The sequence below is a fragment of the Paucimonas lemoignei genome (assembly GCF_004342585.1).
GTDB classification, from domain to species: domain Bacteria; phylum Pseudomonadota; class Gammaproteobacteria; order Burkholderiales; family Burkholderiaceae_D; genus Paucimonas; species Paucimonas lemoignei.
The window spans coordinates 90,066-105,528 of sequence record NZ_SLZQ01000009.1 but is presented as its reverse complement, the minus strand read 5'-3'; the positions used below and the strand labels follow the sequence as shown (position 1 = coordinate 105,528).

Sequence of the window (15,463 nt, the reverse complement as noted above, 5' to 3'; positions counted from 1 at the left end):
AAACTTGTCGAGTCAGGACGTAGTTTCTGCTTGCCGTCAATACATTAGGAGGGGGGGAGGTGTTACAGGAAGGTAGAAAGAAAAAAGCCCGCTACGCGAGCGGGCTTGGCCAAGGTCGAAGAAAAATTAATTCTCTTCCGGATCCTCGATCTCATCAGATTGACCGGCCGCGTTGCGACGCGCCCAGTCTTCTGGCGTAAGCGGCTGCAGCGGCGGCGCTTCCGTCAGGTCAATCCGTTCCATTTGCTGAGGCTGATTTTTTTTGCCGTCAGTTGCTTGATCAGCTGCTGCCATGATCGGCTTCCTTCCGTTAAGTCGAAATTGCATTCAATACTATACCCCTCTTTTTTCCAGAAGGCGCGCCCGGCATCGGTTCCCATCAGGTCCAACAGATCCCGGGCGCCCTGCAGCCCGGGCGGCAGCTTCCGCAGTATCTTCTCAGGCAGATCGGCATTGGCGCCGTACTGCGGCCAGGCGTGATATCCGTTCATGTTCGAGCTTCTAGCGGCATAAATCTCGATGCGCTTGAATCCCAGCTCCTGCGCCGCCTGGGCCTGCGTGCCAAAGATTCGCAGACCAAACCCCTTGGGTGCCTTGTCGGACTTCAGCATCAGTAAGTCGTTCGATAAGCCGAGCCCGCCATCGTCGGTGCGGAAGAAAGATCGATGCGATGGCGCCTTATAGAAGGGGTGCTCGATTTCCAGTCCAGGACGGTCCCCATACCGGGAGAAATAAATCCTGGCGCCATCCGGTGCACCGGCAAGACGGGCCATCTGGTCTCGGGTGAGCGGCTTGCCGCCAATGGCGATATCGGGCACACCATCGGGGAAAGATACGCGCTGGTTGAAAAACTGCCGGGTAACTTGATCACGCAAGTCATGTCGCGGCCCGATCCGGGCCTGCACATCCTTCCAGCGCGACTTCACCATACCGGCGGACAGCTCGCCCGCCTCGAAAGCCTCATTCTTGTTCTTGCCGAGAATCCCTTGCCGCTGCTCGCGCGGCACCGTTTCCAGGAATTGCTCGACCGTCTGCTTACCGGCGACATCCTGCGGCGTCACCTCATCCTTGAACACAACGATGACAAAGCTCAGCGTGTTCGGATGCGCCGGCCAGGGATTCTTCCCATGCGGGTAGACACCCTCACCTAAGCCATGTAGGTTCGCCCGGGCGTGCATGTCGCAGATATCCACGCGGGGATGCCGCGGCGACAACATGAAGCGAGTGCCGACGGCATCGGGATGCGCCTCGGCGGACATTTGGTACGCGGTACCGTGTGCGCGGTTGATCTCGGTGCGAAACACCCGCATGGCGCTATTCAAGGGGCTTTCCGCGCCGGTCAGCAGGACATCTTCCACCTTGGCCGTGATTGCCTGGGCAGACCCGGCCTGCATGGCCAGCTGGGCATCGGCCGGCACCGGTAATTTGCGGTTCAGGAATTCGCGGGCAGCCTGGGCGGCACCATTTCCGCGGATGACGGCCCCCTGGACGGCCGCATTGACGGCCTCCTGCGCGCCGCGGTCGATGCGCCAGATCCGGTCGGACAGGCGCAAGCCGTCGGCGGCCTGGAACTCGCGCACGAAGCGGACTGCCTCGAAATTCATCCGCCCGACCAGCTCGGCACCCAGCGCCGGCTCAAATGGCGCCGTGCCGAGCTGGGCCGCGCGGTTCAAGTGCCGCATCAGGTTTTCCGATTGCGCAGTGGATAGCTCGGAAAGGTGAGCGTTAATTTCCTTCAGCAGGTCCGCCAGATCGCCAAAGTCGATGTGGCCATCACCGTCGCTGATCTTGGCGATAGCGTCGATGATGTTCCCGGTTGTCGTCTCGTACAGCGTTGCCAGCTCCTCGATCGCGTGCTGATCGAGTTCCTTCATTGCCTGCTGTGCGGCGCGAGACGCCCGCCGGATGGCTTCTTGACCGGACATCAGCGATTCGTGATGCTGGTGGCCGATTCACCCTTGCGCGCATTGCTGGGGGTAATCTTGACACGACTGCGTGCCGGATCCGGCATCTCCTCCGGATACGGGTCTTTCTTATTGATCGCAAACTTGCGCCGCTTGTCGACATAGACCGGGTCGTATCCAAGCTCCTCGTAGATCATGTCATCCGGCAGGCCAAGCGCTTGCAGCTTCAATGCACGATCCGCTGCCTGGTTCGGCGACTCGGTACGGCGCTCGGCATAGCTGACACAAAAATCATCCTCACCGGCGACAATCCCCTGCAGCAGCAGCTCGAAGCGGAACACCTGCTCATAGCCGAAGGAAAGCGTGTCCTGCAGCACGTCGATCTCGTCGAAGTAATCCTTTTTCAAATCTTCCAGGATGTCGCGGTTCAGACCCTCGGTATAGCCGGCCAAGCCTTTCGGCATCGGCCCGCCGGAGAAAAAGGCATCCAGCAGCAGCGCGATATCGGCCACCTGGTCCAGGTTCGCATCGCCCTGGATTGCCGATACGGCACCCTTCTTGTTCAAGAAATAGTCCGTCGTGATCTCATGCTGCCCGGAGGTGATCTTGGCTTCATAGGTCTGCAACTCGGCCTCTGTCGCCCCCTCCAGCACGTGGGCATGCCGCACTGGTGCGCGCACACGCCGGCGGATCACCAGATCTTCCTCAGTCATGCACAGCTTGCGCCAGGTAGTGCGGTTAGCGTCAAGGAAAGGACGGCCCATGGAGCCCATGTCGTCGAAATTGTCCGGATCAAAGCGCACCAGGAACAACTGCCACAGCGCAAACTCGGCCGACACCAGGCCGCTGACGATATCAAGCTGACGGTACGCCTTGGTCGGATCTTTGAAGCGGCCGGACTCGTCCACCTGCGGCACGATGGTCTCCGACGGCATGCGCACCAGGCTGCAGATGTTGCGGTTCTGATTGATCACGACTTGCAGCGGCAGGTTTCCTTCCATGATCAGGCCACGCGCATCACTCTTGAGCTTTTCGGGGCGGTTCAGACTCGTGCGCCGGCAGAAGTCAATCCACGCGGCCGTAATGCGCTCGTCCGGCTTGGATTGTTGCAACACCAGGCCGCTCTTGATGATGTCGCGCGCGACCCGGCTATGTATCATTTTGACGCGGCCGTCCAGGCGATCGGCTTCCCTGATGTCAAGAATCGCCTGACGCACGTCCGGGTCGACCCAGAACTCCCGGAACATGTGACGGAATCGATCTTCCGGCCGCACGCGCAGGCCTGCTTCGGTGGTACGGCTGCCGGCAGTATTGCCGCTGGCGGCTTGCGGAATTTGTCCCGGCACCAGACCGCCAAGCATGGATCCCAGTCGAATAAACGGTTTAAGCAGGTTCATCGTCGAGCCTCTTGAAAGTAACGCTTCGCCAGCCATCGATCAGGCCGGCCGCGTGGAAATCTTTGACCATGTCGACCATCTCCGGAAGGTGCTCCTTCACATCGGCAATGGTTTGTTTGATGCGCGCATGCGCTTCAGCTGTTAAAGGGGGAAGATCCTCGCTGGTTTTTGGCTTCACCTCCGCTGTCGCCGGCGCCACAGTAGCCCGCCCCTTCAACTTCGCGTAATCGCTGTTGTTCTCCATCACCGCATCCCCAGAAGCTGTTCGCGTGTCTGCGTCCGGCTGCTGACAATCGTCGGCACATGCTCTGCGCCGCGGGTGGTCAACGCCCAGACGGCCGCACAGGCCGCATCGAAAAAGTCATCACCCAGTTTGATATTCACCATCTTGTAGCTGGGATAACTGCCGGAACTGTTCGGCACCTGCTTGATGTTCCCCAGCTGCCGCACGAAGGTTCGCCACTCCTGTGCATCGCCGGCTTCGGCACGCAGTTCCTGTTTCCAGTTCGGATTCGGCTGGACTTGCGCCCCAAGGATGTCGCCATCATCGTCATATGGCGGAATCGCCGCCTGCCGGTTATGGAACACCGCCCTCAAGCTGGATGCCATGCTGTGCTTGGTCATGCCCTCGAAGCGGATAGGAGCAAAGGCCCATTGCTGCCAGGTCGAGGCATTGCTGTCGCCATCGCCGATCGTGCGCCGGTCGATATGCGTCAAGCCTTCCCGAAACAGGTCATCGTTCACCGAGGTCAGCATGCCAACACCGTAGGCGTCGCCAATCGCATACTCGGGCATGAAGTAGCGCCACAGGCCGACCAGGTCACGGCGGATGACGTTGTCGTCAGTCCCGGCCGGCCATGATTTGACGAACGGGAAAGTGACGAAATTGCCCATCTGCTCAGCCACCACCAGGGCGGACTTGGAAGCGGACAGGCTTTCACCGTGGCCGGTATGGTCATAGCCGAACGACACCAGGCCGCGTTTCTTGTAACGCTTGTCCGGCAACGGACCGGCCGCTTCCAGCTTGGCCTGGATCCCGACCGACTTGGCCAGGGCAATGTACTTTTCCCAGATGTGGTTCTGGGCCCGCACGTTCTTGCCCAGGAACTGGCGGATGTATTCACCCTCTGGCAGCTGCGCCCGCATCTCCAGCATGAAAGCTTCGTTCAGGATCCCCAGCTCAATGCCAAGATAGACATTCACGATCGGCAGCAGGTGGTACTGCTTGGAATCGATCAGGCTCTGCAGCAGGTCGGCGCCCTTGAACACACCGGTGATGCGCACCTGCGGCTTGAAGCTGGCCTCACGGGGTGCGCCCAGGCGCCGCGCCGAGCCCAGCATCGGCATGAAGCGCGACAGCAAGCGGTCCGCCGGCATGTCATCCACCTCCTCGATCGACGCGAAGCTGATTGCGTCACCGTCAATCTGGGACATGATCCCGTACGCCGAGGCCTTGCTGCCATTGAAAAACTGGTATTTCGTGTCCGACAGCTGCTCGCGGCCTGACTTGTGGGCGATATAGCCCCGCAGAATGGGCGAGCGCCGGATCGCGTCGACGTGGTAGGTCAGATTGGTTTGCGACTGCTGCTGACGCGGCGCCACGATACCGACTTCTTGGTAGGGATTGCAGGCATTGTGCTTCAACGCATACATTTCCTTCACCGCGGTTTTGCCCGTACGCCGGCAGGACACATCGATCGTGTTGTGATGGTTATCCATCTCGATGCACTTCAGGATCTGCATCGGGTCCAGGTCGACGCCGTGCACATGCTTGTGCCACATCGCATGATCATCCTTATAGCGCAGGACCTCCGCTTCAGCGCGATGACTGACGCGGATCCGGTCGGCGCTGGATACCCGGGCGTTCATCGCTCTTTTGCCTCGACATCGATGACGTCGGCTTCACTGCCCCCGTTTTCCCGATTGAAGTCGACCAGGATCGGATCCTGATTGGTGAGCTGGTTAGAACGCTGGACCTTGCCCGCCAAGTCTTGGAGCGCCTGCAGCTGGAGGCGCTTGTATTCGTCGTCTGAAATCGCCGGCGCCGCACTGGTGGCAATCTGCCCGGGCAGCATATCTTCGGCCTCGATGACCTTGTTTGTCATGCCCATGTCAGCCAGGGACATGCTGTTCTTCGAGAGGAAGTCCGTCAGCGGTTTCAGCAGCGGATGTGCCGACACATCCATCAGCATGCGCTTGTCGCCGGTTTCCTTGTCGGTGTATTCGCCCAGGTGCAGGCAACCGTTTTCATCGAAGTGGAACACTGGCCGCTCGATCTTCACGCCATCGGCAATGATGGTCATGATGATCTGCTGCAGGATAGAGAAGATCGCCGCCTGCATCTCGGCATGCATCTCGCTGAGCAAGCCGGGCTTCTTTTGTTCGAAGGCAGCGTGGTGAATCATGAAATTCTGCGTCTGCTTGACGCAGCATGGCTGGCTGGCACACCAGAAGCGGTCGACCTCGCAGCTTTCACATAAAGCATACTTTCCCGGCTTGGCTGGGAAATATTTGGCCACCTTGGCCGACGCGCCGTGCTTCATAGCGTTGAAGCGCGTACGCAGGCTTTCTTCCTTGGTCGGGTGCCCTTCTAGGTTGGCGGCAGAGGCTGCCTTGCCCTCCTCGGTTTTGGGGCCCGTCGCATTCTTCCAGGCTTTCATCAGGGCGCGCTCCCAGGACGCCTGGGCACACTCGCGCGAGCAGTACGGACAATTGCCGTAATAGCGCCAGGGATGATGCTCGTCTTCCGGCGCATCGACGATGCGGTCAGGGTCAGCCTTGAACGGTCCGCAGTCGGAGCAGCGGAAATTGACCTGAGTCAGCCGGGAATGGTGGTCCTTGTTAGGTGGCACGGGAAACGGGCGCAATGATGAAGACTTGCGCAGTTTCCTCGTATCGTCAATACAACGGGAGGGGGAGCTTTGTTAGCCGCCGGACGGTGGCAGATCGGCAAGCGTTGTCCCAGTGCTGGCCATGAACATTACGTCATACAACGCATCAGCCGCACGATCGCGGCGTACCTGCGTCATATGGCTAAGTCTAGGCGAAGCCATTAAGGCCTTGTCATAGGCAAGCCAAGCTTCAAGCAGATTATCGACTTCAGGACGGGGGAGAATGGCTATAGCCGGAAGAAGAATAGGGTTCGACATGGTTTTACTCCTCGTTGAGATTAACCCGTTTTCAAGCGGGTGGGCAGGATGTTGAAAACCGCAACGAGACGGCCGACGCTTTTCCCCTTTCGGGTCTTGTATGGGCGCCGCAACCCGCCCATAGGAGTAAAACCAATGGACGAAAAAAATGCCACGGACTATCGGGGTGACATGCCGCTCGTTGAGGTGTTTTCAAGCACCTGGAGCGGACTATAAGGCTCTGTTCTTAGGGTGTCAAGTTTCGCTTTTCAGTTTTTCGTGTTTCGCTTTTCTGTTACCCTTGCCGGAAAATTTCCAATAAAAACTGGGTAGTGACCATGTCAAAGCCAAGCTTTATCGATCTGCAGATAGCTGTCACTGTAATTGTAGTGGCCGGCATGCTCTGGTTCTTCCTTGGTGGCGGCATGGAACAAAAAGCAGTTGATAGTCTCCAGGAAGTGAATAACAAGGTTGCCAGTGACGCGGTCACTAGGTACCAAATGGTAAAGCGAAACGGCTCATTATCAGAAATCTGTGTCGAGGCCGGATTTGTCGCGTCATCCTACCTGCAGGCCAAGGATGAGCCAAGTTATAAGCAGTGGAAGCAAACGGAGCGGGATGACTGCGCGCGAGCCGGTATTTCAAATTAATCAACAATCAGTGAAGCGTATAGTTCACAGCCTGCTTGGCCAAGTGCGGCGGAAGAACAGCCGAGACGGTAAAAACTCGTTTTGCGATTTGTTCAGGGAGCCAGATTCAAGAAAAGCCCATTCCGCAAGGTTTGGGCTTTTTGCTTTCTGCATAAATATCCGCTGCATCAGACCAACACAAGGTCATTCTGCGCTCTTGTCGATGCAATCAATAGCATTGCTGGCTAAAAGCCATATAAAAATCCTGCCAACAAGTCCCAACGCTCATTTGTCAGGACAAGGCTCGCTTTAACTGTGTCCGCAATCGGCAGCCCCCTCTTTCTCCACTTCTCCTTCCCCATTCAAATTCTGTCGAATTTTTTTACACGACCTAAAACCCTCGTGCTCAAGCGATATATAACATATTGATAATACTAGGAATTATTAACTCAAATAAATTTGGCACATATCCTGCTTTGCTACCTGTCAGACACAGACTTGCCGTTGCATGCTTTCATTTACGCAACAAAACTGAATTGTTATTAACCGGTATTCATGGTTTAGAAAGATCATAAATGACGTCATTCCGCCCATATAAATTCATCCAGACTCTTGCTGCATCGATCTTCTTAAGTTTCTGTGCTCTTTCTGCTCAAGCAACAGTCATCTCGACAAGTGGAACTCTTCCGGACACACCGCTTGGTGCCGCCAATACGTTCACTTTCCAAGTCACGTCAGCTGGCCTTACTTCGCTTTTTCTCGAAGGCAATTCAGACCCATACCTGATTTTGTTTTCCGGCAACAACACTTTTGATGCTGCCACCTACATTGATCAAAACGATGATTCGAATGGTACGTTGAACAGCTTTTTAAATGTATTACTCGATATTGGTGAGTACACAGCCTATATCACCACTCACGGCACGACCTGGTCAGGCAATGCATTTAGTGTGAGCCATGATCACACTCCCATGAGCTACACCCTCACGATTAACGGAGCCGTAGCTTCGGCCGTACCGGAGCCTGCCACGCTTGCGCTTTTGGGCCTCGGACTGCTGGGAGTTGGCGCTGCTCGTCGCAAGGTAAGAAAATAAAAGATTTCGTGAAATACAAATGAGCCGTTGCCGCTATTTAGCCGCAACGGCTTTTTCTTGACTACTATTCATGGCAGCTGGAATAGCTGCGGTCATAGCGGTGCGCTGTCGAATAAAATAACCGGCGTGGATTTGCTCAGGCACGTAATCTGTGTGGGCGTACATGGAGGCAATCCCGGAATGACTCTGCCTGCAGCAGGGACGTTGCCAGCTTATTCTTAAGGCCTTATCCGAGCCAGGATTCAGCACCGATCCAGTTAGGTCAATCACCGCGCCATAGCCAACCATACCTGCCAGCATGGCGCGATGTCCTTTTACACAAGCTCCACTGCGATCGCCGTGGCTTCACCGCCGCCAATACACAATGACGCGACGCCGCGCGTGCCGCCTGTCTGCCTCAATCCACCGAGCAGCGAAACAATAATGCGAGCTCCCGAAGCGCCGATCGGATGACCGATGGCACACGCGCCGCCATGGATATTCACCTTGTCGCGCGGGATGCCATGCTCTTTCATCGCCGCCATCGTGACTGAAGCAAAGGCTTCATTAATCTCGAACAGATCGACTTCGCTGGTTCGCCAGCCTGCCTTGCTGTAAAGCTTGGCGATCGCGCCTACCGGGGCCGTAGTGAACCATTCCGGCTCCTGTGAATGCCGCGCATGCGCGATGATGCGGGCAATCGGCTTGCAACCGAGTTTTTTCGCCGTCGATTCGCGCATCAGCACCAGCGCTGCCGCGCCGTCGGCATTGGCTGAAGAGGATGCTGCCGTCACCGTGCCATTGGCGCTGAAGGCCGGCTTGAGCGACGGGATCTTTTCCGGCTTGATTTTTTGCGGGCGCTCGTCGCGATCGATGATGGCCTCGCCGACGCGGGAGGAAATCGTGACCGGCGCGATTTCCCACGTCAATGCGCCATTGCCGGCCGCTGCTTGCGCGCGCGTTACCGTTTCCATTGCAAAGGCATCCTGCTCTTCGCGCGTAAAGCCATATTTGGCTGCGCACTGCTCGCCAAACAATCCCATGGCGCGTCCTTCGCCGATGACGTTTTCCGGATCATAGGAATCCTCCAGACCATCGAGCATCATGTGGTCAAGGATCTTGCCATGTCCGGCGCGGTAACCGCCGCGCGCCTTGGTCAGTAAATATGGAGCGTTGGTCATGGATTCCATGCCGCCAGCGATAACCACCTGGCTTGTGCCGGCAAGGATGGCGTCGTGCGCGTACATCACGGCTTGCATGCCCGAGCCGCAGACCTTGTTGAGCGTGACGGCACCGGCCGAAAGCGGAATGCCCGCCTTGATTGCAGCCTGGCGCGCAGGCGCCTGTCCCTGCCCTGCCATCAGGACATTGCCCATGATGACTTCTTCAACAAGCGCCGCCTGCAAGCCGGCGCGCTCTACTGCGGCACAGATGGCGACGGCGCCCAGGTCATTGGCGGACAACGAAGAAAATTCGCCCTGGAATGCAGCAAGTGGGGTGCGGGCCGCACCGACGATTACGACGGGGTCATGCATGATGATTCTCCTGGTTGGGCAGCTTGCGCTGCGTGGATGGACCGCCTTACAAATCAAAAAACGCCTGAGTGAATTACCCCTTTCACATGCCCAGTAATGTCGCGCCCCATGTCAGGCCGCCGCCAACGGCAGCCAGCATCACCTTGTGGCCAGGCTTAATTTTTCCTTCACGGATGCCGGCATCCAGCGCCAGCGGGATCGACGCAGCCGAGGTATTGGCATGCCTATCGACCGTGGTAATGAGCTTGTCGATGGGAAGGGAAATCTGCTTCGCGACCGCATGCAGGATGCGGATATTGGCCTGATGCAGGACCAGCCAGTCGATCTCGTCGGCGGACATTCGGTTTTGCTCCAGCACCGAAAGAATCGCATCGGCCAGGATATTCGCCAAGCCGCCGTCGGCATGCAGGCAAGACCCATGCATACCTGGCTTGTCGCTAACGCCGAGCACCACTGCTCCCGCGCCATCGCCAAACAGCACACAGGTAGCGCGATCGTCAAAATCAATAATCCGCGAATACACTTCGGCGCCTACTACCAGCGCATTACGGTAGCCGCATGTTTTCATCAGCGCATCCGCAACGGTCAGCGCGTAGACAAAGCCGCTACAGACCGCCTGCACATCGAATGCCGCGCAAGTGTTCGCCATTTCCAGCTTATGCTGCAGCACCGCTGCCGTACTGGGAAAGCCGCCCACATGATCCGGAGTTGAAGTCGCAAGGACGATCAGATCAATCTCATCCTTGCTTACGCCGCTTACCCGGATGGCACGCTGGCAGGCAATGAGAGCAAGGTCGCTGGCATGCTGATGCGCCTCGGCGTAATGACGATAACGGATGCCCGTCCTCGTCGTGATCCATTCATCCGAGGTTTCAATGCCTTTTCGGGCCATCTCATCTGCCAGTTCCTGGTTGGATACCCGGCGCTCAGGCAAGGCACTGCCAGTGCCGATTATCTTGGTGTGGCGCGTCATGTAGCCTCCCTTATTGTTGGTGTTAATCCGGCTGTGAATTCATTCCCACATGCGGCTAATGCGCGGATACCGAGTGGCGACGTTCGATAAACGCGGTCGCCGACATGGCATCGAAATCTTCATTCCGGTCCGGAATTTCCCGCATCCATTGAGTGACGCGATATCCCATCAGCGCCAGGGCGACTCCACTTGCAATCAGCAGCATAATCATGACAACCCCTTTTTCGCACACCCATGCTAAAAATGATCAAAAAAATTTCAGTCGGCCCGCCTGCCACCTACCAGTTCCCCTGGAAGCTGCGATAGGTGGAGATCAGCCTTGCGCAGGCATTGCGCATCCGCGCTTCAGTCTGCGCATCCCGCAAAAAGCGAGCGTCATGCATGGCGCCGACAATAATGCTGTAGATCTCGAAGATCAATTGCTCCGGATCCGTATCCGATCGCAAGTGCCCTTCCTCCATGGCTTGCAGGATCGTGCGCCGTAACGCCGTGCGCATGCGCAAAACGCCATCCTGCAGGCGCTCCCTTAACGGACTGGCGGCAACGTCATCGAATTCGAAAGAGCCAGCCACATACAGGCACGAGCTCAGCGAATTGGCATTGCAGACGCGTTTGATCCAACCTTCGACGATGGCATTTAAACGCGGCAGACCACGCGGCAGGCTTAGCGCCGGCATGAACACGTCAGCACTGAAGCGCCGGTCGAATTCATCCAGCACCGCGTTCTGCAAGGCCTCGAGCGAACCAACCCGGGAAAACACCCCGCTTTTGCTCATATTGAGCCGCTTTGCCACCTCGCCGAGCGACAATTTGCCGATGCCTTGCGTCGCCGCCATTTCCAGGGCGGTTTCCACAATGGCGGCAAAGGTATGCTCGCTTTTGCTGGTGACGGTATCCATGCAAATCATTTTAGCACATGTGTGCGAATTAACAATGCCTTCGCAACTGGCACGGTTCCTTGTTCAGATTTTGGCTGTAAAGCTTTGAAAGGCTTCCTTTGCGCGTTCAACCTTGGCGGCATCACCCATCACGGTCACGCCCATGAACATCAGGGCGCCGCTGCTGGCTATGGAAAATGGCGCGTCTGGCCGGCGCACATCAATATGGGATATCGAGGTACTTGTTCAAGGCTTGAATGGAGGGAGCGAAAGTGCGACGAAAGAAAGGAGTGAACCACGAAACTCCGGGTGCCTGCGGATTATTATCAGATATGAATGCCGAAGTTATATGAAGTACGCATATCTAGTATTGCCAATATAAAGCAGACCTTAGCCCGTCCTTTGGATAAGATTGCATCCGTCTCCTCCAATCTTCTTGAATTGGATTCAGCCCGCAAGCCGACAAGGCCTGCGGGCTTTTTTTTAATACGTGTAGAAGCCCTTGCCGGTCTTACGGCCAAGCATGCCGCCATCGACCATTTCCTTCAGCAGCGGGGCCGGACGATACTTCGAATCGTTGAAGTCGCGGTAGAACACTTCCATCACGGCGAGACACACATCGAGGCCGATCAGATCCGCCAGTGCCAGCGGGCCGATCGGATGATTTGCCCCCAGCTTCATGCCGGCGTCGATCTCTTCGGGCGAAGCCACGCCTTCCTGCAACACGAAAATGGCTTCGTTGATCATCGGGATGAGCAAGCGGTTAACCACGAAGCCCGGTGCATTCTTGACGGAGATCGGCGTCTTACCGACGCGCTCGGCGAGGGCGCGGGTGACTGCGACGACATTGTCGCTGGTGCGCAAACCGCTAATGATCTCTACCAGCGACATCACCGGCACCGGATTAAAGAAATGCATGCCGACGAAGCGTTCGGGGTTGGCCAGCGTGGCGCCCAGCTTGGTGATCGACACGGAAGAGGTGTTGGTGGCGATGATGCAGTCCGGCTTGGCGATGCCTTCCAGCTCTTTCAGGATTTGCTGTTTCAAGCCGAGGTTTTCGGTCGCGGCCTCGATAATGAAATCAGCCGGAGCCAAATCTGCCAATGCGGTCGTGCCCTGGATGCGGGATAGCGTCTGCTCCTTTTGTTCGGCTGTCAGCTTGCCGCTCTTGATGCCGCGGTCCAGGCTGGAAGAAATCGCCCCCATGCCCTTGGCGATTGCTGCGTCATTGATATCGCGCATGATAACTTTCAGACCGGCTGCTGCGCAAACCTGGGCAATGCCGCTGCCCATTTGTCCCGAACCAATGATGCCGACAACTTCAATACTCATCTTGCTCTCCATGTTGAGTGGTCTCCGCCCTGGCGGCGAAATACCGTTCGATATATTTCATGCAAGCGCGATTGTACCTATTTATTTACCCAAAACGTCCTGGGCGATGCGTCAACTTTTGCGTTCGTCCGCCGCAGCACGTACCATGTAGCTTCCACCCAGCCTGACCATATCCCGCATTTTTCCACGATGAATACCACCCCTATCCAAGCCGCATGCCATGAGGCAGCCGCGCTGCTCGCTGATGCCGATGCCGTGCTCATCACGGCCGGCGCAGGCATCGGCATCGATTCGGGATTGCCGGACTTTCGCGGCGAGCAAGGCTTCTGGCGCGCCTATCCGGCGCTGGGGACGCTTGGCATGCGTTTTCATGAGATCGCCAGTCCTGCGGCATTCCACTCCATGCCGGAAGTCGCGTGGGGATTCTATGGACACCGCCTGCAGCTCTACCGCCGGACGCAGCCGCATGCGGGATTTGCCAGACTGCTGGATTTATCACGGCAACTGCCAAAGGGAATCGGGGTTTTCACCAGTAACGTCGATGGCCAGTTTCAAAAGGCAGGGATTACTCCGGGGCGTATCGTGGAATGCCACGGCACGATTCATCACCTGCAATGCCTGAACGGATGCGGACAGTCTCCATGGCCGGCGGATGAGTTTGAGCCGGTCATCGATGCCGGCCAATGCAAGCTAATGTCCGCGTTGCCGACCTGCCCTGCGTGTGGCGGATTGGCGCGGCCAAATATCCTGATGTTCAGCGACTGGGATTGGGACGACAGCGCGACAGAACGACAACTGGCACGCCTGGATGCCTGGCTGGCGCGCACGGAAAAGCTCGTCGTCATGGAGATTGGCGCCGGCACCGCCATTCCTACCGTGCGGCACTATGGCGAATCGCTGGGAAGTCCGCTCATACGCATCAATCCGACTGAAGCTGCGGTTGGCGACAAGCGATGTATCAGTATCGAACTTGGCGCCTTGGAAGGAATTACGCAGATCATGGATGCGCTCGCCAACTTGCAGTAGGCTTGCTGGCATACCTAAGCATATTTATATATCCGGAAAATGGTATAAGAAATTCATATATCACCTATTCCTAATATAAAGCAGACAGGGGGCATGCCAATCGTTAAGATTTCACCTGTCTCCTCCAAGTCTTCTTGAATTGGATTTACCCGCAAGCCGCAAGGCCTGCGGGTTTTTTTTTATAAAATCATGCTTTTCGAGGAGAAATACATGAAGCCTTACCAGCCCGCCATTCTGGATGCCCCGATTCCGGCACAGGCACGCCACCTATTCTTTAAGCTGGAATCGCCGGCTAAGCTCCCCGCAGCGCTCGATAATCTGGCTCGCATTGCCGATGGCGAACATACCGTTGTCGGATTGGGCGAGCCGCTGGTGCAGGCATTAGGCCGACAGATCGAAGGATTGCGCGCTTTTCCGGCCATGCGCAATGCGGACATCGATATTCCCTCGACCCAGCATGCGCTGTGGTGCTGGCTGCGTGGCGACGACCGTGGCGAACTGCTGCATCGCACCCGTGAAGTCGAAGCTGCCTTGGCGCCGGCGCTGCGACTAGTACAAATGACCGAAGCCTTTCGTTACAAGACCGGCCATGACCTGACCGGTTACGAGGATGGCACGGAAAATCCCCAGGCAGAAGACGCATTTCAGGCCGCAATCTCCAGCAATATCCCGGGCAGCAGCTTCGCCGCCGTGCAGCACTGGGCGCACGACCTGGATCATTTCGCGCGCCTGCCGCAAGATGAGCAGGACAATATCATGGGGCGCCGCAAGAGCGACAACGAAGAACTGGATGACGCGCCCGAGTCGGCACACGTCAAGCGCACTGCCCAGGAAAGCTTCAGCCCCGAGGCATTTGTCGTGCGCCGTTCGATGCCCTGGGCGGAAGGCGGTAAGGCTGGGCTGTTGTTCCTAGCCTTTGGCCGCTCGCTCGATGCCTTCGAAGCGCAGCTGCGCCGCATGGCCGGGCTGGAAGACGGCATTACGGATGCGCTGTTCCGCTTCAGCCAGCCTGTCAGTGGCGGGTATTACTGGTGTCCGCCGATCTCGGAAGGCAGACTCGATTTGCGGGCGGTGCGGTAAACACTTCAGCCTCTCTCCTCTCATGAAGGCTCGTCCGGCTTTGCACTTGCATAGGCAACAGCGGCGGGCCTTTCTCCGCTCTTCCTCCTGATTTTTCGGAACATTAATTCCAGCTTCCTGGTTATTGTTAAGTCAAGGATGCGTTCTGAGCAAATTATCCACTGGCAAAGGTTATCCCCGATAAACGTGGAAAAGTCTGTGGATAAGCCACCCTGCAGTTTCCTAAGTTCATGATTATTAGGAAATTTTTTCCGTTGATAAAAATCAAGGCAATAATGCTGACAGGCATCGGAATTTTCCTATGCTGCGCTGAAAGTTTCTTTTTGGCATCGCCAGCTCGATCTGCAGGTTATGGGACGACGCAGCTTGCAAAATGGCAATATATGGGCAATGAGGGCATAGTGGATTGCCGTCTAGCCTCTGCAAAACTACTAGATGGAAGAAAAACGGCTGGATAACCTGTCGCGGAAAAACCAGGAATTCAGGCTGCACAACACGGGGCAAAGAA

General features: G+C 56.8%; 16 protein-coding genes. 4 read left to right on the top strand and 12 right to left on the bottom strand.

The genetic code is table 11. The features are described from left to right. Positions 1-224: 224 nt before the first annotated feature. The 6 genes from EDC30_RS13980 to EDC30_RS13955 form a co-directional block, all read right to left on the bottom strand. Entirely contained in the window at positions 225-1,925 is a 1,701-nt protein-coding gene (locus EDC30_RS13980; protein ID WP_132259469.1) for a hypothetical protein, read from the bottom strand. Next, on the bottom strand, positions 1,925-3,301 hold the full coding sequence (locus EDC30_RS13975; RefSeq protein ID WP_132259468.1) for a hypothetical protein: 1,377 nt from the start codon (positions 3,299-3,301) through the stop codon (positions 1,925-1,927). Before EDC30_RS13975 ends, EDC30_RS13980 begins: the two co-directional genes overlap by 1 nt. Then, positions 3,288-3,545, bottom strand: a complete 258-nt coding sequence (locus tag EDC30_RS13970; protein WP_132259467.1) for a hypothetical protein — start codon at positions 3,543-3,545, stop codon at positions 3,288-3,290. Before EDC30_RS13970 ends, EDC30_RS13975 begins: the two co-directional genes overlap by 14 nt. Beyond that, positions 3,545-5,170 carry a phage terminase large subunit family protein gene (locus EDC30_RS13965; RefSeq protein WP_132259466.1) on the bottom strand — a complete coding sequence of 542 codons (1,626 nt, stop codon included), beginning with the start codon at positions 5,168-5,170 and terminating at the stop codon, positions 3,545-3,547. Before EDC30_RS13965 ends, EDC30_RS13970 begins: the two co-directional genes overlap by 1 nt. Then, entirely contained in the window at positions 5,167-6,153 is a 987-nt protein-coding gene (locus EDC30_RS13960) for a hypothetical protein (protein ID WP_132259465.1), read from the bottom strand. Before EDC30_RS13960 ends, EDC30_RS13965 begins: the two co-directional genes overlap by 4 nt. Before the next feature lie 72 nt (positions 6,154-6,225). After that, entirely contained in the window at positions 6,226-6,450 is a 225-nt protein-coding gene (locus EDC30_RS13955) for a hypothetical protein (protein ID WP_132259464.1), read from the bottom strand. A gap of 317 nt (positions 6,451-6,767) precedes the next feature. On the opposite strand from EDC30_RS13955, the gene EDC30_RS13950 reads away from it, so the two are divergent. Continuing rightward, the gene (locus EDC30_RS13950) at positions 6,768-7,079 is read left to right on the top strand and encodes a hypothetical protein (protein ID WP_132259463.1); all 312 of its coding nucleotides are present in this window, start codon (positions 6,768-6,770) and stop codon (positions 7,077-7,079) included. Positions 7,080-7,633: 554 nt separating this feature from the next. After that, positions 7,634-8,152 (top strand): DVUA0089 family protein, encoded by a 519-nt coding sequence (locus tag EDC30_RS13945; RefSeq protein ID WP_132259462.1) that lies wholly within the window; start codon positions 7,634-7,636, stop codon positions 8,150-8,152. 33 nt (positions 8,153-8,185) lie between these two features. On the opposite strand, the gene EDC30_RS13940 is transcribed toward EDC30_RS13945, so the two are convergent. From EDC30_RS13940 to EDC30_RS13920, 6 genes are all read right to left on the bottom strand, one after another. Further along, a complete protein-coding gene (locus tag EDC30_RS13940) occupies positions 8,186-8,452 on the bottom strand; it encodes a hypothetical protein (protein WP_132259461.1) in 267 nt (88 codons plus the stop codon). 14 nt (positions 8,453-8,466) lie between these two features. Then, complete coding sequence (locus EDC30_RS13935) at positions 8,467-9,666, bottom strand: acetyl-CoA C-acyltransferase (protein WP_132259460.1); 1,200 nt, start codon at positions 9,664-9,666, stop codon at positions 8,467-8,469. 82 nt (positions 9,667-9,748) lie between these two features. Further along, positions 9,749-10,639, bottom strand: coding sequence for a beta-ketoacyl-ACP synthase III (locus EDC30_RS13930; RefSeq protein WP_132259459.1), 891 nt, complete (start codon positions 10,637-10,639; stop codon positions 9,749-9,751). A gap of 55 nt (positions 10,640-10,694) precedes the next feature. Next, on the bottom strand, positions 10,695-10,850 hold the full coding sequence (locus EDC30_RS19505; RefSeq protein ID WP_165973827.1) for a hypothetical protein: 156 nt from the start codon (positions 10,848-10,850) through the stop codon (positions 10,695-10,697). A gap of 67 nt (positions 10,851-10,917) precedes the next feature. Next, complete coding sequence (locus tag EDC30_RS13925) at positions 10,918-11,538, bottom strand: TetR/AcrR family transcriptional regulator (protein ID WP_132259458.1); 621 nt, start codon at positions 11,536-11,538, stop codon at positions 10,918-10,920. 462 nt (positions 11,539-12,000) lie between these two features. Next, complete coding sequence (locus tag EDC30_RS13920) at positions 12,001-12,849, bottom strand: 3-hydroxybutyryl-CoA dehydrogenase (protein ID WP_132259457.1); 849 nt, start codon at positions 12,847-12,849, stop codon at positions 12,001-12,003. 189 nt (positions 12,850-13,038) lie between these two features. Here EDC30_RS13920 and EDC30_RS13915 point away from each other — a divergent pair, with 189 nt between their 5' ends. Continuing rightward, positions 13,039-13,875 (top strand): SIR2 family NAD-dependent protein deacylase, encoded by an 837-nt coding sequence (locus tag EDC30_RS13915; protein WP_132259456.1) that lies wholly within the window; start codon positions 13,039-13,041, stop codon positions 13,873-13,875. Between the two features lie 210 nt (positions 13,876-14,085). Next, on the top strand, positions 14,086-14,955 hold the full coding sequence (locus tag EDC30_RS13910; RefSeq protein ID WP_132259455.1) for a Dyp-type peroxidase: 870 nt from the start codon (positions 14,086-14,088) through the stop codon (positions 14,953-14,955). Positions 14,956-15,463 lie beyond the last annotated feature (508 nt).